At 66.3% G+C, this 18,555-nt stretch carries 17 protein-coding genes, 1 tRNA gene and 1 pseudogene; 13 read left to right on the forward strand and 6 right to left on the reverse strand.

The genetic code is table 11. From position 1 onward, the window contains the following. Positions 1-362 precede the first annotated feature (362 nt). The 3 genes from QW845_RS06390 to QW845_RS06400 all read left to right on the forward strand — a co-directional run bounded on the left by QW845_RS06390 (position 363) and on the right by QW845_RS06400 (position 4,662). Positions 363-1,709, forward strand: a complete 1,347-nt coding sequence (locus QW845_RS06390) for an amidase (protein WP_315800770.1) — start codon at positions 363-365, stop codon at positions 1,707-1,709. 95 nt (positions 1,710-1,804) lie between these two features. After that, positions 1,805-3,109 (forward strand): nicotinate phosphoribosyltransferase, encoded by a 1,305-nt coding sequence (pncB, locus tag QW845_RS06395; protein WP_315800771.1) that lies wholly within the window; start codon positions 1,805-1,807, stop codon positions 3,107-3,109. Between the two features lie 116 nt (positions 3,110-3,225). Continuing rightward, positions 3,226-4,662, forward strand: a complete 1,437-nt coding sequence (locus tag QW845_RS06400; protein WP_315800772.1) for a caspase domain-containing protein — start codon at positions 3,226-3,228, stop codon at positions 4,660-4,662. 34 nt (positions 4,663-4,696) lie between these two features. Here QW845_RS06400 and QW845_RS06405 read toward each other — a convergent pair. Next, positions 4,697-4,771, reverse strand: a tRNA-Gly gene (locus QW845_RS06405). Between the two features lie 289 nt (positions 4,772-5,060). Here QW845_RS06405 and trxA point away from each other — a divergent pair. Together trxA and QW845_RS06415 are read left to right on the forward strand one after the other, a co-directional pair. Next, positions 5,061-5,981, forward strand: coding sequence for a thioredoxin (trxA, locus tag QW845_RS06410; protein ID WP_315800773.1), 921 nt, complete (start codon positions 5,061-5,063; stop codon positions 5,979-5,981). Between the two features lie 48 nt (positions 5,982-6,029). Then, positions 6,030-6,704, forward strand: coding sequence for an LON peptidase substrate-binding domain-containing protein (locus QW845_RS06415; protein WP_315715855.1), 675 nt, complete (start codon positions 6,030-6,032; stop codon positions 6,702-6,704). Here the strand turns inward: QW845_RS06415 and QW845_RS06420 are convergent, their stop codons facing one another. From QW845_RS06420 to QW845_RS06430, 3 genes are all read right to left on the reverse strand, one after another. Continuing rightward, on the reverse strand, positions 6,705-7,535 hold the full coding sequence (locus tag QW845_RS06420; RefSeq protein ID WP_315800774.1) for an FTR1 family protein: 831 nt from the start codon (positions 7,533-7,535) through the stop codon (positions 6,705-6,707). It lies immediately after the preceding gene. Between the two features lie 11 nt (positions 7,536-7,546). Continuing rightward, positions 7,547-7,843: a cupredoxin domain-containing protein gene (locus tag QW845_RS06425; RefSeq protein ID WP_315800775.1), complete on the reverse strand. Its 297-nt coding sequence runs from the start codon at positions 7,841-7,843 to the stop codon at positions 7,547-7,549. 349 nt (positions 7,844-8,192) lie between these two features. Beyond that, entirely contained in the window at positions 8,193-8,543 is a 351-nt protein-coding gene (locus QW845_RS06430) for a hypothetical protein (RefSeq protein ID WP_315800776.1), read from the reverse strand. A gap of 90 nt (positions 8,544-8,633) precedes the next feature. Between QW845_RS06430 and QW845_RS06435 the strand changes: the two genes are divergently transcribed. Genes QW845_RS06435 through QW845_RS06445 form a run of 3 tightly spaced genes read left to right on the forward strand, consistent with a single transcriptional unit; the run spans position 8,634 to position 10,363 of the window. Then, entirely contained in the window at positions 8,634-9,176 is a 543-nt protein-coding gene (locus QW845_RS06435; protein WP_315800777.1) for a TetR/AcrR family transcriptional regulator, read from the forward strand. 56 nt (positions 9,177-9,232) lie between these two features. After that, entirely contained in the window at positions 9,233-9,430 is a 198-nt protein-coding gene (locus tag QW845_RS06440; RefSeq protein WP_006613415.1) for a Trm112 family protein, read from the forward strand. 3 nt (positions 9,431-9,433) lie between these two features. Beyond that, positions 9,434-10,363 carry an alpha/beta hydrolase gene (locus QW845_RS06445; protein WP_315800778.1) on the forward strand — a complete coding sequence of 310 codons (930 nt, stop codon included), beginning with the start codon at positions 9,434-9,436 and terminating at the stop codon, positions 10,361-10,363. 58 nt (positions 10,364-10,421) lie between these two features. On the opposite strand, the pseudogene QW845_RS06450 reads toward QW845_RS06445, so the two are convergent. Beyond that, positions 10,422-11,645, reverse strand: a pseudogene (locus tag QW845_RS06450) (ubiquinone biosynthesis hydroxylase); the annotation flags it as partial. Between the two features lie 152 nt (positions 11,646-11,797). Here QW845_RS06450 and tesB point away from each other — a divergent pair. Continuing rightward, the gene (gene tesB, locus QW845_RS06455) at positions 11,798-12,673 is read left to right on the forward strand and encodes an acyl-CoA thioesterase II (RefSeq protein ID WP_315800779.1); all 876 of its coding nucleotides are present in this window, start codon (positions 11,798-11,800) and stop codon (positions 12,671-12,673) included. A 5-nt stretch (positions 12,674-12,678) separates the two neighbouring features. On the opposite strand, the gene QW845_RS06460 is transcribed toward tesB, so the two are convergent. Further along, on the reverse strand, positions 12,679-13,554 hold the full coding sequence (locus QW845_RS06460) for a DUF4339 domain-containing protein (protein WP_315800780.1): 876 nt from the start codon (positions 13,552-13,554) through the stop codon (positions 12,679-12,681). A gap of 208 nt (positions 13,555-13,762) precedes the next feature. Between QW845_RS06460 and QW845_RS06465 the strand changes: the two genes are divergently transcribed. The 4 genes from QW845_RS06465 to QW845_RS06480 all read left to right on the forward strand — a co-directional run bounded on the left by QW845_RS06465 (position 13,763) and on the right by QW845_RS06480 (position 17,719). After that, positions 13,763-14,101, forward strand: coding sequence for a P-II family nitrogen regulator (locus QW845_RS06465; RefSeq protein WP_315800781.1), 339 nt, complete (start codon positions 13,763-13,765; stop codon positions 14,099-14,101). Positions 14,102-14,194: 93 nt separating this feature from the next. Beyond that, a complete protein-coding gene (locus tag QW845_RS06470; protein WP_315800782.1) occupies positions 14,195-15,505 on the forward strand; it encodes an ammonium transporter in 1,311 nt (436 codons plus the stop codon). A 333-nt stretch (positions 15,506-15,838) separates the two neighbouring features. Then, positions 15,839-16,177 (forward strand): P-II family nitrogen regulator, encoded by a 339-nt coding sequence (locus tag QW845_RS06475; RefSeq protein ID WP_006611147.1) that lies wholly within the window; start codon positions 15,839-15,841, stop codon positions 16,175-16,177. Between the two features lie 39 nt (positions 16,178-16,216). Then, complete coding sequence (locus QW845_RS06480; RefSeq protein WP_315800783.1) at positions 16,217-17,719, forward strand: ammonium transporter; 1,503 nt, start codon at positions 16,217-16,219, stop codon at positions 17,717-17,719. Positions 17,720-18,555 lie beyond the last annotated feature (836 nt).

Here is an 18,555-nt window from a genome sequence, read left to right on the forward strand (position 1 = left end):
CTTTTCGGAACGTATCTGAGGACGTCCTTTGGCCGGCCACGTCGAGTGGTCCTGCGCGAAAATGGTAGCACATCCTGAGCGGGTGAGAAGCGGATTGCGGCGAAGTTTGCGCGGCACTCACGAGCCGCCTCTGCACTCAAAGCATGCCAAATGCGCGCTTGATGTGCGCGCTCTTGCAACCCGTCGATCGCTTTTGCGCTGACGGCAAGAACGGCCATGCGCTGTATTCATACGCACTGATCGCAGGCGCGACTGGCGGGCGCATCGCCAGTCGCTACTCTGCGGCAGCACGAGCGGGCGCGGGCCGTGCGAGAACCTCCAAGACTCGTGCCGAACAAAACTCGTGCCAAACAGGATGCCCGATGTCGCGACAGTCCGAACTTCAGACGCCGAAGGCCGGTGCAGGTGTTCTCGAGCTGCTGCGCCGGTTCGCCGCCGACCCGGCCGCGGCGGCGGGCTATGGTGAAGAATGTCTGACGAGGACACGGGCGATCGAGCCGCAGTTGAAGGCGTTCGAATATCTGCCGCGCGACGTCACGGCGAAGGCCGGACCGCTGGGCGGAATTCCCGTCGCCATCAAGGACATCATCGCCACCTCGGACATGCCGACCACCAACGGCTCGCAGATCTATCGCGATCACGTCCCGGAGGCGGACGCCTGGGTGGTCGAGCGGCTGCGCAATCTCGGCGCGACGATCTTCGGCAAGACGGTCTCGACCGAGTTCGCGTGGCGTCATCCAGGCCCGACCGTCAACCCATGGAACCCCGAGCACACGCCGGGCGGCTCATCGTCCGGATCAGCCGCGGCGGTTGCGGCGGGCCTGGTGCCGCTGGCGCTGGGCACGCAGACGCTCGGCTCGGTGATCCGGCCGGCGGCGTTCAACGGCGTCGTCGGCTTCAAGCCGAGCTTCGGCGCGATTCCCCGCGTCGGCGTGCATCCGCTCAGCCCGTCGCTCGACCATGTCGGCTTTTTCGCCCGCCGCGTCGACGACGTCGCCTTCGCCCTCTCGCTGCTGGCCGGCAGCAGCGCCGACGATCGCCACGGCCGGCCGCTGCCGGGCTTCACGGTGGATGTTGCGCAGGGCGTCGCGCCGCTCTCCAGGCCGCGGCTCGCGGTGGTACGCTTCGCCAAATGGGAGCGCGCGGAGGCGGACCAGAAGGCGGTGTTCGAGTCGGTCGTCGACACGTTGCGCAGCGCCGGCGCGGCGATCACCGAGATCGAACTGAGAGAGCTCGATACGGCAAACGGGAAGGCGGTCACCACCATCATGCTCAGCGAGGCGACCACGATCTTCTCCGACCTGATCGCGCGCTATCCGGATCGCGTCAGCGCAGTCATGAAGGACCATGTCGAGAGCGGCCGCAGCAAGACCGCCATGGAATATCTCGCCGCCAAGGCCGCCCAGGCCCACCGGCAGAGGGCGCTCGCAACCGAGCTCGACGGGTTCGATGCGGTGCTCACCTTGCCGGCCTTCGGGGAAGCGCCGCGCGGCCTCGATTGGACCGGCGATGCCGAATATTGCGCGCCCTGGACCTTCGTCGGAGCGCCAGCCGTCTCCCTGCCGGCGGGGTTCGGCAATCACGGCCTGCCGCTGGGCGTGCAGATCGCCGGCCCCTATCGCAACGACCTCCACGTGCTCCGCGTCGCGAAATGGGCCGAGGCGGTGCTGACGTTCGACCCCGGCGTGCCGCTGCTGGCGCGCAAATAGCGCTCACAAGCGCGAGCCAGGATGCCGCCGCGCCGCAAGGTTCACCTGCGACAAGCCCAGTGGCGGGTTTGCGACCGGCGCTGTAGAACGATCATATGACAGTCACAGACATCGCGAGCAGGACCTATAATCACGGTTGGCGCCTCGATCCGATCGTGCGCAGCCTGCTCGACACTGATTTTTACAAGCTGTTGATGCTGCAGATGATTCGGGAGTTCTACCCGAATCAGCAGGTGACCTTCTCGGTGATCAACCGGACGAAGCGCGTGCGGCTCGGCGACGTCATCGACGAAGGCGAATTGCGCGCCCAGCTCGATCACGCCAGGACCATCCGCTTCTCCAAGAAGGAACTGATCTGGCTGGCCGGCAACACCTTCTACGGCAAGACCCACATGTTCTCGCCGGACTTCATCGCCTGGCTCGCCAATTTCCGCCTGCCCGAATACGAGCTGCACAAGTCCGAGGGCCAGTACGAGCTGCATTTCCATGGGCCATGGACGCACACCACGATGTGGGAGATCCCGGCGCTCGCCATCGTCAACGAGCTGCGCTCGCGCCAAGCGATGAAGGGCCAGGGCCGGTTCGCGCTCGACGTACTGTTCGCTCGCGCCAAGGCCAAGCTGTGGGCCAAGGTGGAGCGGCTGCGCAAGCTGGACGGCCTGCGGCTGTCGGATTTCGGCACCCGCCGCCGTCACGGCTTCCTGTGGCAGCGCTGGTGCGTCGAGGCCGTGAAGGAAGGTCTCGGCTCGTCGTTCACCGGCACTTCCAACGTGCTGCTGGCGATGGACAATGATCTCGAAGCCATCGGCACCAACGCGCATGAGCTGCCGATGGTCGCGGCGGCGCTTGCCAAGGACGATGACGAGCTTCGCTTCGCGCCCTATCGCATTCTCGACCAGTGGCGGCAGACCTATGCCGGCAACCTCCTGATCGCGCTGCCCGACGCATTCGGCACCAAGGCCTTCCTGCGCGACGCACCCGATTGGGTCGCCGACTGGACCGGCTTCCGGCCCGACAGCGCGCCGCCGATCCAGGCCGGCGAGGAGATCATCGCCTGGTGGAAATCGAAGGGACGCGATCCCAAGCAGAAGCTCCTGGTGTTCTCCGACGCGATGGACGTCGAATCCATCGAGCAGATCCATCATCGCTTCTCCGACCAGGTGCGGCTGTCGTTCGGCTGGGGCACCAACCTGACCAACGATTTCGTCGGCTGCTCGCCGGACGGCTCGGTCGACCTCGATCCGATCTCGCTGGTCTGCAAGGTGACGTCGGCGGACGGCCATCCCGCCGTGAAGCTGTCCGACAACCCGGAGAAGGCGACCGGCGACCCCACCGAGATCGCGCGTTACCTGCGGGTGTTCGGCGACGCCGGGCGGGTGCGCACGCCGGTGGTCGTCTAGGCGGCCAACACCCGGCGGCAATTTTCTCTTTTCTGCCACGATTCTTGTTCCGGTTTTGTTCGACTTGCGGTATTACCACCGCGAGCGTTCGGATCGGATGGCAGGAGATCGTTGGCATGCGTCGGGTGATCGGCCGAGTTGGGCAGCTGCTGTCTGCAATCATCCTTTGGGTCGGCGCGATCCTGATCACCACGGGGCCGGCTGCCGCTGACAAGCGGGTGGCGTTGGTGATCGGCAACTCCATCCACGAGCGCGCGCCGCTGCTGGACGAGCCGGCGGCGGACGCCCGGCTGATCGCCGACAGCCTGTCGCGGCTGGGCTTCACCCTGAGCGGTGGTGCTGCGCAGATCGACCTCGACCGACGCGGCTTCGATCGCGCGCTGGCCGAGTTCAAGGGCCGGATCGCCGACGCCGACGTCGCGCTGGTCTATTACGCCGGCTACGGACTCAACCTGGGCGGCGCCGATTATCTCGTCCCGGTCGACGCGGCGCCGGCGACGCCCGCGGACCTGACCACCGAGCTGCGCGACCTGACTGGCATTCTGCGCGAGCTGAGCGGATCGAGCTCCCGGCAAAACGTGATCATTCTCGACGCCTTCCGCTCCAATCCGTTCGCCGGGCGCGGCATCGCCGGTCTTGCCGCCGGCCTCGTCCCGGTCGACGTTTCCGCACAGACCGTGATCTCCTTTGCCGCACAGGCCGGGACGGCGGGACAGCGCGGTCCGGACGGTCACGGCGTGTTCGCCGCCGCCCTTGCAGAAGCGCTCCAGCAGCCTGGCCAACGCCTGATCGAGACCTTCAACCAGACCAACGCGGCGGTGGAGCGCGCCACCGGCGGAGCGCAGCGCCCGCTCGTGATGTTCACGTCGATCGACGGCAGCGCCCAACTGAGCGCCGCTGCGGCGAAGCCGGCGCAGCCCGCTGGCCTGGGCGCCGGACATAGCAGCGCTCCCCTGCCCAGCCCGACCGCATCCTCCGACGCGCCGGACGCGCGGACGCCCGGACTCGCGGTGCTGTATGACGAGGATCTCTCCAACCCCAACGGCAAGCGGTATTCCGGCTCGGTGACCTGGCGGACCGAGACGGTCAAGAATGCACAATCAGGGCAGCCCACGCCGGTGATCCGTGGCGAGATCGACATTCCCGAGCGCAAGCTGAAGGTCAGCCTGCAGCTGCGCCGCAACGACGATCCCAGCCTGCCGGCCAGCCATGTCGCCGAGCTCACCTTCAGGCCCGCCGCCGATTTCGTCGGTGGCGGCGTCAGCAACGTGCCGGGAATGCTGATGAAGACGGATGAGAAGTCGCGCGGGACGCCGCTCGCCGGGCTCTCCGTCAAGATCACCGAAGGCTCGTTCCTGGTCGGCTTGTCCAACGTCGAGGCCGATCGCGCACGCAATGAGGAGCTTCTCGCGCGGCGCGAATGGTTCGACATCCCGGTCGTCTATGCGAACCAGCGCCGGGGCATCCTCGCAATCGGCAAAGGTCCAAGTGGGGATCGGATATTTGCCGACGCACTCGCGGCCTGGGAGAAATCCCCGGCGACGAAACGATGAGGCATAAAGCGAGAGAGCAACGGAGCGGAAGTTTTGGAGCGGGCGAAGGGGTTCGAACCCTCGACCCCGACCTTGGCAAGGTCGTGCTCTACCACTGAGCTACACCCGCATCCGTGACGCCTTGGCGGCGTGGCCGCCAGCGACGGGCAGACCTATGCCAAATGCTGCGGACGAATGCAACAGGTCTACGACAGGTTTCGTACGCCGGCGGCGTTCAAATTTTAGCGGTCGGGACCGGCCGAACCGGGCCAAAACCTGCCCATCACCGGACCGCGAAGGGCGCTGATTGAAATTTCCGGCTGGACCGCCACTTAAAGTGAAAGAAAACGTGTATTGAGGCGCGGCGGCGGCCGGTTCCCGGTCGCCGTCCATCGGAATTTTTTCGGACGAGGGACCCCGTGACCATTGTTGAACAGGGCGGCGGAGCGGCGCCGCAGGTGCCGGATCTGATCAAGGACACCACGACGCAGAGCTTCGTGAAGGACGTCATCGAGGAATCGAAGCGGCAGCCGGTCCTCATCGACTTCTGGGCGCCGTGGTGCGGACCGTGCAAGCAGCTGACGCCCATCCTGGAAAAGGCCGTCAAGGCCGCCAAGGGCAAGGTCAAGCTGGTCAAGATGAACATCGACGAGCATCCGGCCATCCCGGGCCAGATGGGCATCCAGTCGATTCCGGCCGTGATCGCGTTCGTCGGCGGACGGCCGGCCGATGGCTTCATGGGTGCCGTGCCCGAGAGCCAGGTCGCCGCCTTCATCGAAAAGATCACCAAGGGCGTTCCCGGCGCCGGCGAGCCCGACATCGCCGAGATCCTCAAGGAAGCCGAAGCCGTGCTGGCCGAGGGCGATGCGGCCGGCGCGGCCGAGATCTATGCCGAGGTGCTCGCGGTCGACGCCGCCAACATCCCGGCGATCGCCGGGCTTGCAAAGTGCCAGGTCGAGCTCGGCGCGATCGACGAGGCCAAGCAGACGCTGGCGATGGTCCCGGACTCCAAGCGCAGCGATTCGGCGGTCTCCGCCGTGCAGGCCGCGATCGATCTGGCCGAGCAGGCCCAGTCGCTCGGGCCGGTCGGCGAGCTCGAACAGAAGGTCGCCGCCAATCCGCTCGACCACCAGGCGCGTTTCGACCTGGCGACCGCGCTGAACGCCGCGGGCAAGCGGAAGGAAGCCACCGACCAGTTGCTCGAGATCGTGAAGCGTGACCGCAAATGGAACGAGGACGGCGCGCGCAAGCAGCTCGTGCAGTTCTTCGAAGCCTGGGGCGGCGCCGACGAGGCCACCATCGAGGGCCGCAAGCGGCTGTCGACGATCCTGTTTTCGTAACCCGGCTGGGCGGGACGCGCGCTCGTTCCAGCGGACACGAGGTATCGCATGCCGATCAATGCCGAATATCGCGGTCCCGCCGAGCTGCCGGAGATCGTTCCGGTGTTTCCGTTGGCGGGAGCCTTGCTGCTGCCGCGCGGCCAAATGCCGCTCAACATCTTCGAGCCGCGTTATCTCGCGATGGTCGACGATGCGCTTCGCGACGGCCATCGGCTCATCGGCATGATCCAGCCCGACGTCACCCATTCCTCCAGCGAGGAGCGCCCGGTGCTGTTCAAGGTCGGCTGCGTCGGCCGGATCACGCAGCTCGCCGAGTCCGGCGATGGCCGCTACATCCTCGAGCTCACCGGCGTGTCCCGCTTCAAGGTGGTCGAGGAAATGACGGTGCTGACGCCCTATCGGCAGTGCAAGGTCGATTATTTCCCGTTCGTCGATGATTTCACGGCGCGCAAGGGTGAGGACGCGGTCGACCGCGAGGCGCTGCTCGCGGTGCTCACCGACTTCCTCAAGGCCAACAATCTGAAGGTCGACTGGGCCGGCATCGAAGCGGCGCCGAACGAGGCGCTCGTGAACGCGCTGGCGATGATGTCGCCCTACGGACCGGCGGAGAAGCAGGCGATGCTCGAGGCGCCGGACCTGAAGACCCGCGCCGAAATCCTCATCGCCGTGACCGAGATGGATCTCGCCAAGAAGCGGACCTCGGGCGATCCGCCGCTGCAATGATCATTCGGCGGGAGCCGCACGCGGCGCTGGCGGAGCCGCCGTCAGACGCATCAGCGCGATGGTGGCGACGATCACCCCGATGTAGACTGCGAGCTGCATCGCGGTAGGCTGATCAGTATAGCCGATCAGAGCCTTGAGCGTCCGCCCGGCGACGCCACGCTCGGGCAGAACCGCGCTCGAATCCCACACCACCTGGTCGAATGACGTCAGCCAGTTGGCGCGGGCGAGAAAGAACACCGCCTGCGCGGCCATTCCCGCCGACAACAGGGTGATCAGCACGGTGGTGGTCTTGAACAGCGCGCGCGGCGGGATGCGCATCAGACCGAGATAGGTCGCGAGACAGACGGCGACGCCGAGCAGCAGGCCAAGAACGCCGCCACCGAGCAGCGCCCGCCCGCCGCCGTCGCCGGAGGCCGCCACGCCATACAGAAACAGCGCGACCTCACTGCCCTCGCGCAACACGGCGATGGCGATCACGGTCGCCAGCGCGACCAGCGGCTTGGCGCCTTCGGCCACCGCCTGGCCCATCGTCCGCAACTCGTTGCTCATCTCGCGGCCGTGCCGGGCCATCCAGACATTGTGCCAGGTCAGCATGATCACGGCAGCCGACAGGATCCCCGCATTGAACAATTCCTGTCCCATGCCTTCAAAGAGCTGAGTCAGCGTTCCCGCGAACGCCGCGACGATGCATGCGCCGACCAGGCCGGCAAACAGCCCCGCGCCGATCCAGCGCAGGCGATGCGGGACCGCGCTGGTGACGGCAAGCACGATGCCGACGATCAGGCCGGCTTCGAACACTTCGCGGAAGACGATGATCAGGGCGGCGAGCATGGGATCTGGACCTATTGGACGTTGACGAAGCCGCGGGCCTTTTCGTTGAAGTCGTTATAGAACTCGTAGCGCCCGGACTTCATCGCGCGGACGTTGAGAACCGCCTCGCTGTTGGCCGCGATCACCTTCTCGACCTTCAGGGTCTCGCTCTCGAACTCGATCGCCTTGCCCTCCATGTTCCTGACGCGGATGGTCAGCGGCGCGTCCGCAGGAACGGTCGGCTCCTTGGGCTCGAATTGACCATTGGCATAGGTGAGGCAGATCTCGTTCGATCCCCCGGCGTGCGCCTGCGCTGCCATCACGAGCATGCCGACGCTTCCACCTACGACGACCAACTTCCGCACCACGTCGACCAACATCGATCCGTCCCCTCTCCTATCCAGACAAGCAAATCGGAGAACGGTTGCGCGCCCCGGATCGATGTCGACACCGGGCACCCGTTCGCGACGACGAACAACTAAGCGGCTCGTCGCCGTGTCTGCAAAGAGACTCCTTCTAAGTTGGAACCATTCTTGGCGAATGTGTCGCGGCAGTGGCCTCGCGGTGAACGGAGTGCGGCCGAACGGCAGTTGAGGCGACGCGGCGGTGACGGAGCGTCACGGTGCCTTCCTCTGGCCGGGTACGTGGCGGCGCTGCGGTCGACCGGAATTCCCCGCATCAGTAGCCGGCGATGGCGAGACCGACCACGCCGGCGAGCATGACCCAGCCGAAATGCCGCCCGCGCGTCGCCAGCGCATTGGCGCCTGCAGCGAAAGCGAACACGACGATGACCGTGGCCACCGTCCAATGCCGCGCCGGCTCCGACGCCATTTGCGGGGCGACGGCGAGCAGCACGCCACAGCCGATCCACGCCACCGTGCCAGTCTGCCAGACCAGCCGCAGCAGGGTTCGCAGCCGCTCCGGCGAGATGGCGGCACGCGCGAAGACCATCGTCTCGCCGAGCACGCCATGGATCACGGCGACGGTGATCGCCAGCAGCCCCGCGCATACCAGCAGCACATCACGCATGGCACACCCTCCATACAGTTCTGTATGGAGGATGCACGACGTCCTGGCGGCCGTCAATACAGTTGTGTATGGTCGTCTCATGGAGACGACATGACCGATCAGCTCTCGGCCGACGATTGGCTGGACCAGGGATTGAAGGTGCTGGCCAGCCAAGGCTTCACCGCGCTGAAGGCGGAACCGCTGGCGAAAGCCCTGGGCGTGTCACGCGGCAGCTTCTACTGGCATTTCGCCGACGTGGCTGCGTTTCACGCCGCCCTCCTCAAGAGGTGGCGGGAGATTGCGGCCGAGCAGATCATCACCGGGGTGGAGGCGAGCGCCGGCGACCAGCCGGCGATTGCCGTGCTCCTCCGGCGCACATTCACGGTCAAGCTCGTCCTGGAGCGCGCCGTGCGCAACTGGGCCGGATCCGACCCCGCCGCGCGCCAGGCGGTGCAGGCCATCGACAGGCGCCGGCTGGGCTATGTCGAGAGCCTGCTTGCAGCCGAGGGACTGACGCCGGCGATCGCACACGCACGCGCCCAGGTGCTGTACTGGGCTTTTCTCGGCCATGCGCTGTCGGATCGGCCGTTGCCGGCCCAGCAACTGGACACGGTCATCGACGAACTGATCCGGATCGCCCTGCACAGGCCTTGATGGACGACAAGCAGGCGCGCGATATGCTACAGAGGCGCCCGCCGGAGACCCTTGCCATGAACGCCCCGCTCGAACGCCCCGCCAATTCCGTCGATCCCAAGCTGCTCGAGATCCTGGTCTGTCCGATGACCAAGGGCCCGCTGGAATACGACGCGGCGAAGCAGGAGCTGGTCTCCCGGTCGGCGAAGCTCGCCTACCCGATCCGCGACGGCATCCCGATCATGCTGCCCGAGGAAGCGCGGAAGATCGACTGACCGATGCGGTCCGTCGTGATCCGCTGCGCGCTCGCTTTGGCGCTGATGGCCCTCGCTTCGGCGGTCTCGGCCGAGGAGAGCGCCGTCCGCATTGGCCCACTCGACGCCGTCTTGACGACGCCAGCGGGTGTCGCGCGCCCGCCGGTGGCGCTGTTGATCGCCGGCTCGGGGTCGACGGACCGGGACGGCAACGGGCCGCAGCTCAAGCCGGCGACCTTGAAGAAGCTCGCCGAGCAGCTCGCCCTCCAGGGCATTGCCAGCCTGCGCTACGACAAGCGCGGCGCGCGCGGCTGGAAGGCGGAATTCGGCAAGCCTGAGGACTTCCGCTTCAAGGACTATGTCGACGACGCCGCTTCGCTGGTCGACTTCCTGCGCGGCAAGTTCGCCCGCATCGTTCTCGTCGGCCACAGCGAGGGCGGCCTGGTCGCCATCCTCACCGCCCGCCGCACCCCGGTCGACCGCCTCGTGCTGCTCACGACGTCGGCGCGGCGGCAGGGCGATCTGCTCAAGGCGCAGCTCGAGAAGAAGCTGCCGGCGGCGACGATGGAGCCGGTCGCCAAGGCGATCGACGCCATCATGGCCGGGCAGGTCGTGGACCCGCCACCGCCCGAGCTGCCGGTCGCGCCGAGCATGCAGCCCAGCATCGGCTCCGCCTTCGCAGAGGACCCGATCGATCCGCTGAAGCAGCTCACGATCCCGATCCTGATCGTCGGCGGCGCCCGCGATCACCAGATCGCACGCCTCGACATGGTCGCGCTCGCCGCCGCCGCACCGGCCGCCAAGTCGCTGTGGCTGCCGGAGATGAACCACGTCCTGGTCGACGTCGCCAACGAGGACGAGAACCTCGCCTCCTACAACGACACGGAGCGTCCGCTCGACCCCGACATGGTCGAAGCCGTCGCCGGTTTCATCACGGCCGCAGGCCCGCGCTAGCTCTTTGTTTGAGCATGATCTTTTCGGAAAACCGGTCCCCACTTTTCCGGATCATGCTTTATAACGCTTCCCCCTTCAACAGCCGCGGCATCTCCCCGGTGAGGCCCGCGGCCTGCTTGATGAACAGCTCCTTCAGCGGCGGCGCGCGATCGACGATCCCAAGGCCGATGTCGCGCACGGCGCGCAGCAAGGTCGACTTGTTCGAGAACAGGAAGTTCAGCGAGTTGGTGGCGACGCCCATCGCCATCGTGTCGAAGCGGCGCCAGCGCTGGTAGCGCTCGAGGACATCGACCTGCCCCGGATCGATCCCCATGCGCGCAGCATCGACCACGACCTCGGCCAGCGCGGCGACGTCCTTCAGCCCCATGTTGAGGCCCTGCCCCGCGATCGGATGGATCACATGGGCGGCGTCGCCGACCAGCGCCAGCCGCGGCGCGATGAAGGAGCGGGCAACGAAATAGGACAGCGGAAACGCCCGGGGCTGGTCGAGCACCTTGAGCTCGCCGAGATGCAGGCCGGCGCGCTTCTCCAGCTCGGCGTGGAATTCGTCCGCGCCCAGCTCCACGAGGCGCTTCGCTTCCTTGCGCCGCTCGGTCCACACCAGCGAGGAGCGCTTGCCGGTCAGCGGCAGGATCGCGAATGGGCCGGGCGGCAGGAAATGCTCTTCGGCGCGGCCGCCATGGTCGCGCTCATGACCGATGGTGACGACGATGCCGGACTGATCATAGTCCCAGCCATGGGTTTGGATGCCCGCACGCTCGCGCAGCTTCGAACGCGCGCCGTCGGCGGCCACCAGCAGGCTGGCTTCGCAGCGGCTGCCATCGCCCAGGGTCACTGCAACGCTATCGCCGCGCGTCTCAAAACCGGTCACCGGCATCGCCTTGAGCTCGACGCCCGCCGCCTCCGCATGCTTGACCAGCGCGTCGATCAGGTGCCGGTTCTCGACCATGTGCGCGAACGGCTCGCCAGCCTCGACCTGGCCCGCAAAGGTCAGGAACGACGGCCGCGTCGCATCCTCGAGCTTGGAATCGGTGATGACCATGTCGAGGATCGGCTGCGCCTGCGGCGCCACGTCCGCCCAGACGCCGATCGCGTCGAACAGCTTGCGGCAGGCCGCGACGATGGCGCTGGCGCGTGGATCGCGGCTTGGCCGGTTGGCGAGCGCCGGATCGGCCACGATGACGGGCACCTCGGGGCCGAGCCCCTGCCGGAGCGCCAGCGCAAGCGCCAGGCCGGCAAAGGCGCCGCCACAAATGACAATGCTTCGCTGTGTCGTCATGGCACCCTGCTCACGGTTACTCTTGCGGGGCGATTATAGCTGGGCGAAACAGGGGCGTGAACCAAGGGCTGCCACCCCAGGCCGTCATTTCCGGATGCCTGATCCCGCCCGAACGGGGCCGGAGCGGACGGCCGAGCCAGCGAAAGCAACACGCCATGTCCAAGGGACTGATCGACCTGATCTCGATCCTCGATCTCGAGCCGATCGAGGTGAACCTGTTCCGCGGCAACAGCCCGAAGACCAGCTGGCAGCGCGTGTTCGGCGGCCAGGTGATCGGCCAGGCGATGATGGCGGCGTGCCGCACCGTCGAGGGCCGGCTGCCGCATTCGCTGCACTGCTATTTCATCCTGCCGGGCGACCCGCAGGTGCCGATCATCTACCAGGTGGAGCGCCTCCGCGACGGCAAGAGCTACGCGACGCGCCGCGTCACCGCGATCCAGCACGGCAACGCTATCTTCTCCATCATGGTCTCGTTCCACAGCGACGAGGAGAGCGCGTTCAACCATCAGGACAGGATGCCGGACGTGCCGCCGCCGGAGAAGCTGACGGCCGAGGAGATCTCCAAGCAGCCGATGTTCCAGGAGGTCTTCCAGCGGATGCCGGACTTCATCCGCCGCTATTACGAATCCGATCGTCCGATCGAATTGCGCCCGGTCGAGCTCAGCCGCTATTTCGGCCAGAAGATCGACGACGGGCGCATCCATGTCTGGATCAGGACGGCCGCGAAGCTGCCCGATGATCCGGCGCTGCACATGTGCGCGCTGGCCTATGCGTCGGACTTCTCGCTGCTTGACGCCGTGATGGCGCGCTATGGCCGCACCTTGTTCGACAAGCGCATGATGCCGGCCTCGCTGGATCACGCGATGTGGTTTCACCGCCCGTTCCGCGCCGACGAATGGCTGCTCTATGCGCAGGATTCGCCGAGCGCGCAGGGCGGCCGCGGGCTCACCCGCGGCTCGATCTTCAAGCCCGACGGCACGCTGGTCGCCTCCGTCGCGCAGGAGGGATCGATCCGCGAGCGCCGGGCCTAGCCGCATCACATCGGCTGCGCGGTGCGCGGCACGACCGCGAATTGCGACACGTACCAGGCGCTGTACCAGCGCAGCAGCCACGGGATCGGAATGATCACCGAGCTGCCGAGCACGAACGCGAAGGTGCGCCACAGCACCTGCAGGCCCGAGCCGGTGAACACGACCTCGCGCCGCGTCCCCTGGATGTTGCGGCACACCCAGCGCATCCAGGCGGTCAGCACCCAGGCCCAGCCGATGACGGTGATGCCCGACACGATCATCAGCAGGTACCAGCCGGCATAGACGACGGGGCTGCCTTCGAAATGGATCGGCAACCGCTCGCCATTCGAGGCGAGGTTGCTCAGCAGCCAGCGCAGCACCATCCAGCCCAGGAACGCCGGGGCAACCAGCGAGATGAGGTTGAGGATCGGCCGGTCGCTGAGGCTGACATAGGCCAGCACGCCCATCGCGACGAAGACGTACCAGATGTCGAGCGGCTGACCGGTGAAGGTGAGGTTCGGCCGGCCGGGCACCCTCATCCGCTCGATCACGTAGCGGTAGAGATAGACAGCGGTCCAGGGCGTGATGACGATCAGGAACTGGCCGACGACATACAGCAGCGTCCAGCCGAGATAGGACCAGGTGTCGAGCTTGACCGAGAGCGCGCCGCCCGACGCGGCGGTGCCGGCGTCGAACGCGGGCGGCGTGGCCGGCGACATGCTCGGCACGCCCGACATCAGGCCGGGAATGCGCCCGGCCTTCTCCCAGCCGGCCATGCCGTCGCTCCACAGCAGCGTCTCGGCGGTCACGACGCCCCGGGCGATCAGGTCGCGCAGTTCGTCTTCCGAAATGGGACCCTGTTGCTGGCCTTGCGCCGCGTAATACCAGGAACGATTCGACATGGGATGTCCTTGAATAGAGGATGGCAGGAACACGTCTTCAGTCTGTCGGGCGATGTCGCGTTCCGTTCAGTGATATCCGTCACTCCTTGAGGTTTTCGCTTAACGCTGCGCTGATTTTGTGCCATTTGCCTAGGAACAGGCCAAAACGGCCGTCCCAAGCCTGCCTCCGAAACAGGCTGCTTCGCTCCGAGGAAACCAAGGCCCGCCCATGAAGCTCGTCGTCGCGATCATCAAACCCTTCAAGCTCGACGAGGTGCGCCAGGCCCTCACCGCGATCGGCGTCCACGGCATGACCGTGACCGAGGTCAAGGGCTACGGCCGCCAGAAGGGCCACACGGAGATCTACCGGGGCGCCGAATACATCGTGAACTTCCTGCCCAAGCTGCGCATCGAGATCGCGGTCAACTCCGAGATGGCCGACAAGGCGGTCGAGGTGATCACCACGCATGCGCGCACCGGCCAGATCGGCGACGGCAAGATCTTCGTGACGCCGATCGATCATGCCCGCCGCATCCGCACCGGCGAGACCGACACCGACGCTCTGTAAACCGTTCAAGCAGCCGCGACGGCTGCACGCCCGCCGCAACGGCGCGGCGGAGCGAACATTCTCAACCTGATCCGACATGCCGGGGGGACTGTCATGGGGACCTGCGCGTCTCGTTGCCTGCGCGCGCCTGCTGCTTTGGCTGCGGCGGCCGCGATCATCTTCGTTACACCCGCACGGGCGGCAGCGCCGTCCACGATCGATCCGGCCGACACCGCCTGGATGATCGTCGCCACCGCGCTGGTGCTGATGATGACCATTCCCGGTCTGGCGCTGTTCTACTCGGGCATGGTGCGCAAGAAGAACGTGCTGGCGACCATGGCGCAGAGCCTCGCGGCGGTGATGCTGATCTCGATCCTGTGGGTCGCGTTCGGCTATTCGCTGGCGTTCGTCGGCGACGGCACCTGGATCGGCTCGCTCGACCGCGCGTTCCTCGCCGGCATGGGCATGGACAGCGTCCATCCTGGCGCCAAGACCATCCCCGAGTCGCTGTTCATGCTGTACCAGATGACGTTTGCGATCATCACGGTGGCGCTGGTGGCGGGCTCGGTCGCCGACCGCATGCGATTCTCGGCCTATCTGCTGTTCAGCATCGCCTGGTTCATCTTCGTCTATGTCCCGCTGGCGCATTGGATCTGGGGCGGCGGCTTCCTTGCGCAGGCCGGCGTGGTCGATTTCGCCGGCGGCCTCGTCGTGCATCTCTCCGCCGGCACTGCCGGGCTGGTCGCCGCGCTGGTGATGGGACGGCGCCAGGGCTATGGCAGCGAGAACCTCTCGCCGTTCGACCTGTCGCTCGCGGTGGTCGGCACCGGCCTGCTCTGGGTCGGCTGGTTCGGCTTCAATGGCGGCTCGGCGCTTGGGGCCAATGCACATGCGGTGATGGCGATCCTGACCACGCATCTCGCCGCCTGCGCCGGCGCCGTCACCTGGGGCGCGCTGGAATGGTCGACCCGGCGCAAGCCCTCGGTACTCGGCATGATCTCCGGCGCGGTCGCCGGCCTCGGCACCATCACGCCAGCGTCCGGCTTCGTCGCGCCGTGGCACGGCCTGGTGATCGGCGCGCTCGCCGGTATCATCTGCTACTGGGCCTGCACCTCGCTGAAGCACCGCTTCAACTATGACGATTCGCTCGACGTGTTCGGCGTCCACGGCATCGGCGGCCTGACCGGGACCCTGCTGGCCGGCGTGTTCGCGACGGCCGCGATCGGCGGCACCACCGGGCTGATCGAGGGCAACCCAAAGCAGCTTGCGGCCCAGCTCTACGGCGTCGCCGTCACACTGGTGTGGTCGGGCGGCGTGACCTGGGGTCTCCTGAAGCTGGTCAGCGCCTTCGTGCCGCTGCGGGTGTCGCGCGAGCACGAGCTGGAAGGGCTCGACATCTCCCAGCATGGCGAGGCGCTGCAATAGCTGCAGCAAACGGCGCCAATTGACCTGTTCGGCGTCGCGGGATTCTGCCCGCGCCGTGGGCAGCATTGTGTCTTGAGCCTGACATGCGCAACTTTTGCGCATGCCTGCCCATTCCTTGAGCGCGGCGGAATGGCGCAGCCCCTGATGCCCCCCCTGAGGGCTGAAAAGGTCAGGATTCACCGCTCGTTAGCCCTGACCAGCCGTCTGGCACGGCATTTGATTCTATCGCCCCCGGCTGTGCCCGCGTCGTGAAGATTTTCTCCGCGTGGTGAACCTCAGTCGACAGGAAGCGCTCGGTAATGTCCGTACCGGGCCCAAGCGGGGATTGGACCCATGAAAATTGTTATGGCGATCATTAAGCCATTCAAGCTCGAAGAAGTCCGGGACGCCCTGACCGCCATCGGCGTTCATGGTCTCACGGTGACGGAAGTGAAGGGGTACGGCCGTCAGAAAGGTCATACGGAAATCTACCGCGGCGCTGAATATGCGGTGAGCTTCCTGCCCAAGATCAAGATCGAGGTCGCGATCCCCTCCGACCAGGTCGACAAGACCATCGATGCCATCTCCTCGGCCGCCAAGACCGGCCAGATCGGCGACGGCAAGATCTTCGTCATCAGCCTCGACCACGCCGTGCGCATCCGCACCGGCGAAGCGGACGCTGCGGCCCTTTGATTTCGCGCTCAAACCAGAACACTTACGGAGTAGAATAAAATGACGTTCAAACGTCCAACCAGCGCGGGATGGATCACGCTCGCCATCGCCGGGCTCTGCGTCGCAGGCCTCGCCGACGTGGCGTTCGCCGAGGACGCGCCGGCCGCCGCTGCCGCAGCCGCCCCCGTTCCCAACAAGGGCGACGTCGCCTGGATGCTCGTGTCCAGCGCCCTCGTGCTGATGATGTCCATCCCCGGCCTCGCGCTGTTCTATGGCGGTCTCGTCCGCACCAAGAACATGGCCTCGGTCCTCACCCAGGTGTTCGCGATCGTCGCCATGGTCGGCGTGATCTGGACGCTCTACGGCTACTCGATGGCCTTCACCGACGGCGGCAGCATGACCTCGTGGGTCGGCGGCTTCTCCAAGGCCTTCCTGCACGGCGTCGACGCCAACTCGACCGTTCCGACCTTCTCGAACGGCGTGGTGATCCCGGAGCTGGCCTACTTCGTGTTCCAGATGACCTTCGCGATGATCACCCCGGCCCTGATCGTCGGCGCCTTCGCCGAACGCATCAAGTTCTCGGCGGTGATGCTGTTCATCCTGCTCTGGGTGACCTTCATCTACTTCCCGATCGCGCACTGGGTCTGGTACATCGCGGCTCCCGATGACGTGGCCGCCGCTGCCAAGGCTCTCGCCGCCGCCGGCGACGCCGCTGCCAAGACCGCCGCCCAGGCCAAGCTCGACGAAGTCACCGGCGCGGTCGGCTGGCTCGCCGGCGCTGGCGCTCTCGACTTCGCGGGCGGCACCGTCGTTCACATCAATGCCGGCATCGCCGGTCTGGTGGGCGCGGTTCTGATCGGCAAGCGCACCGGCTACGGCAAGGAGCTGATGGCTCCGCACTCGCTGACCATGACCATGATCGGCGCCGCGCTGCTGTGGGTCGGCTGGTTCGGCTTCAATGCCGGCTCCAACCTGGAGTCGAACGGCGTCACCGCGCTGGCCTTCGTCAACACCATGGTTGCCACCGCTGGTGCGGCGCTGTCCTGGCTGCTGTGCGAATGGGCCGTCAAGGGCAAGCCCTCGCTGCTCGGCATCTGCTCGGGTGCGGTCGCCGGCCTCGTCGCCGTCACGCCGGCCTCCGGCTTCGCCGGCCCGATCGGCGCGCTGGTGCTCGGCCTGATCGTCTCCCCGATCTGCCTGTTCTTCGTCTCCACCGTGAAGAACGCGCTGGGTTATGACGACGCCCTCGACGTGTTCGGCGTGCACTGCATCGGCGGCATCGTCGGCGCTCTCGCCACCGGCATCCTGGTCAACCCGGCGCTGGGCGGCGTCGGCATCACCGACTACACCAACATCACCGGCAACAACGCCGGCACCTACGACTTCGCCACGCAGATGCTGGCGCAGATCAAGGCTGTCGTCGCCACGCTGGTGTGGTCGGGTGTCGGCTCGGCGATCCTCTACAAGGTCGTCGACGTGATCATCGGCCTGCGCCCGACCGTCGAGCAGGAGCGCGAGGGTCTGGACATCACCGACCACGGCGAGCGCGCCTACAACTACTGAGTTCTCCCGGGACTTGGTCGTAAGCGACCAGGTCCGCAACTTCGGTTCGGGCAAATACCCGGCAATGCCCTGACCGTTGAGGGGCTCCAGCGCAAGCTGGGGCCCCTTTCTTTTTTGGCCTTTCGACTGGGCTTGTCTTTTGTCCGAGATGGGCAGCTGCAGCGCTGCGGACAGGTCGTAGAGGCCGATCGCGTGCCACACCGCCGGTGTCGTCCCCGCGAACGCGGACCCATACCGCGTGATCTTTGTAAGGGGCAGGCGGCAGGTACCACAGGTCTGGCCGAACACACCCGGCCCTCCCTGCGCAACGATTTTAACGTCTGCTTCGCGTTCTCCCTGGTGCGCCGGGCTGTCTGGCCACCATCACGAGCGCGACACGCCAGGGCATCGCCACCCGCTTGATATCAGCGTCGGGCTATCAGGACCGCGCGACTTGACCGTGCGTGCATCGATCGTTCGTCCGCGCAACTAAGTCACGCTGCGTTGACACACGCCCGTCGCATCCCACTGCCAACGATCCGTAACGGTCGCGAAACGACCCTCATGCGGCAGCAGGGACGCGCGGAAATGTTATTTGCCCGACGTTGCAAGGGGAAATGCTGCGGCAAACTAAAACGACGGGCAGTTTGCCCATGGCAGGCTTGCGGTCACGTCCATCCCGCTCGGCTTTACGGTGAGCCCGGCCATCCCCGTCCTTGTTTGCTTAAAAGGAAGACGTGGATGCCCGGGACAAGCCCGGGCATGACGGAGTAGTTAGTTCGCGATCACCGCGCCCTGATGACGGGCGTGACGCCGAATAGCACGTCCGCCGTTGCTCTGGCCGATGGGCGCTGCGA

Origin of the sequence: Bradyrhizobium sp. SZCCHNS3002, from assembly GCF_032377435.1 — a bacterium.
Classification (GTDB): Bacteria; Pseudomonadota; Alphaproteobacteria; order Rhizobiales; family Xanthobacteraceae; genus Bradyrhizobium.

Bases quoted from the DNA above. Each gene is read 5' to 3' on its own strand.
- QW845_RS06390 (WP_315800770.1), top strand. From the start codon at position 363: ATGTCGCGACAGTCCGAACTTCAGACGCCGAAGGCCGGTGCAGGTGTT.
- pncB (WP_315800771.1), top strand. From the start codon at position 1,805: ATGACAGTCACAGACATCGCGAGCAGGACCTATAATCACGGTTGGCGC.
- QW845_RS06400 (WP_315800772.1), top strand. From the start codon at position 3,226: ATGCGTCGGGTGATCGGCCGAGTTGGGCAGCTGCTGTCTGCAATCATC.
- QW845_RS06415 (WP_315715855.1), top strand. From the start codon at position 6,030: ATGCCGATCAATGCCGAATATCGCGGTCCCGCCGAGCTGCCGGAGATC.
- QW845_RS06420 (WP_315800774.1), bottom strand. From the start codon at position 7,535: ATGCTCGCCGCCCTGATCATCGTCTTCCGCGAAGTGTTCGAAGCCGGC.
- QW845_RS06425 (WP_315800775.1), bottom strand. From the start codon at position 7,843: ATGCTCGTGATGGCAGCGCAGGCGCACGCCGGGGGATCGAACGAGATC.
- QW845_RS06430 (WP_315800776.1), bottom strand. From the start codon at position 8,543: ATGCGTGATGTGCTGCTGGTATGCGCGGGGCTGCTGGCGATCACCGTC.
- QW845_RS06435 (WP_315800777.1), top strand. From the start codon at position 8,634: ATGACCGATCAGCTCTCGGCCGACGATTGGCTGGACCAGGGATTGAAG.
- QW845_RS06440 (WP_006613415.1), top strand. From the start codon at position 9,233: ATGAACGCCCCGCTCGAACGCCCCGCCAATTCCGTCGATCCCAAGCTG.
- QW845_RS06445 (WP_315800778.1), top strand. From the start codon at position 9,434: ATGCGGTCCGTCGTGATCCGCTGCGCGCTCGCTTTGGCGCTGATGGCC.
- tesB (WP_315800779.1), top strand. From the start codon at position 11,798: ATGTCCAAGGGACTGATCGACCTGATCTCGATCCTCGATCTCGAGCCG.
- QW845_RS06460 (WP_315800780.1), bottom strand. From the start codon at position 13,554: ATGTCGAATCGTTCCTGGTATTACGCGGCGCAAGGCCAGCAACAGGGT.
- QW845_RS06465 (WP_315800781.1), top strand. From the start codon at position 13,763: ATGAAGCTCGTCGTCGCGATCATCAAACCCTTCAAGCTCGACGAGGTG.
- QW845_RS06470 (WP_315800782.1), top strand. From the start codon at position 14,195: ATGGGGACCTGCGCGTCTCGTTGCCTGCGCGCGCCTGCTGCTTTGGCT.
- QW845_RS06475 (WP_006611147.1), top strand. From the start codon at position 15,839: ATGAAAATTGTTATGGCGATCATTAAGCCATTCAAGCTCGAAGAAGTC.
- QW845_RS06480 (WP_315800783.1), top strand. From the start codon at position 16,217: ATGACGTTCAAACGTCCAACCAGCGCGGGATGGATCACGCTCGCCATC.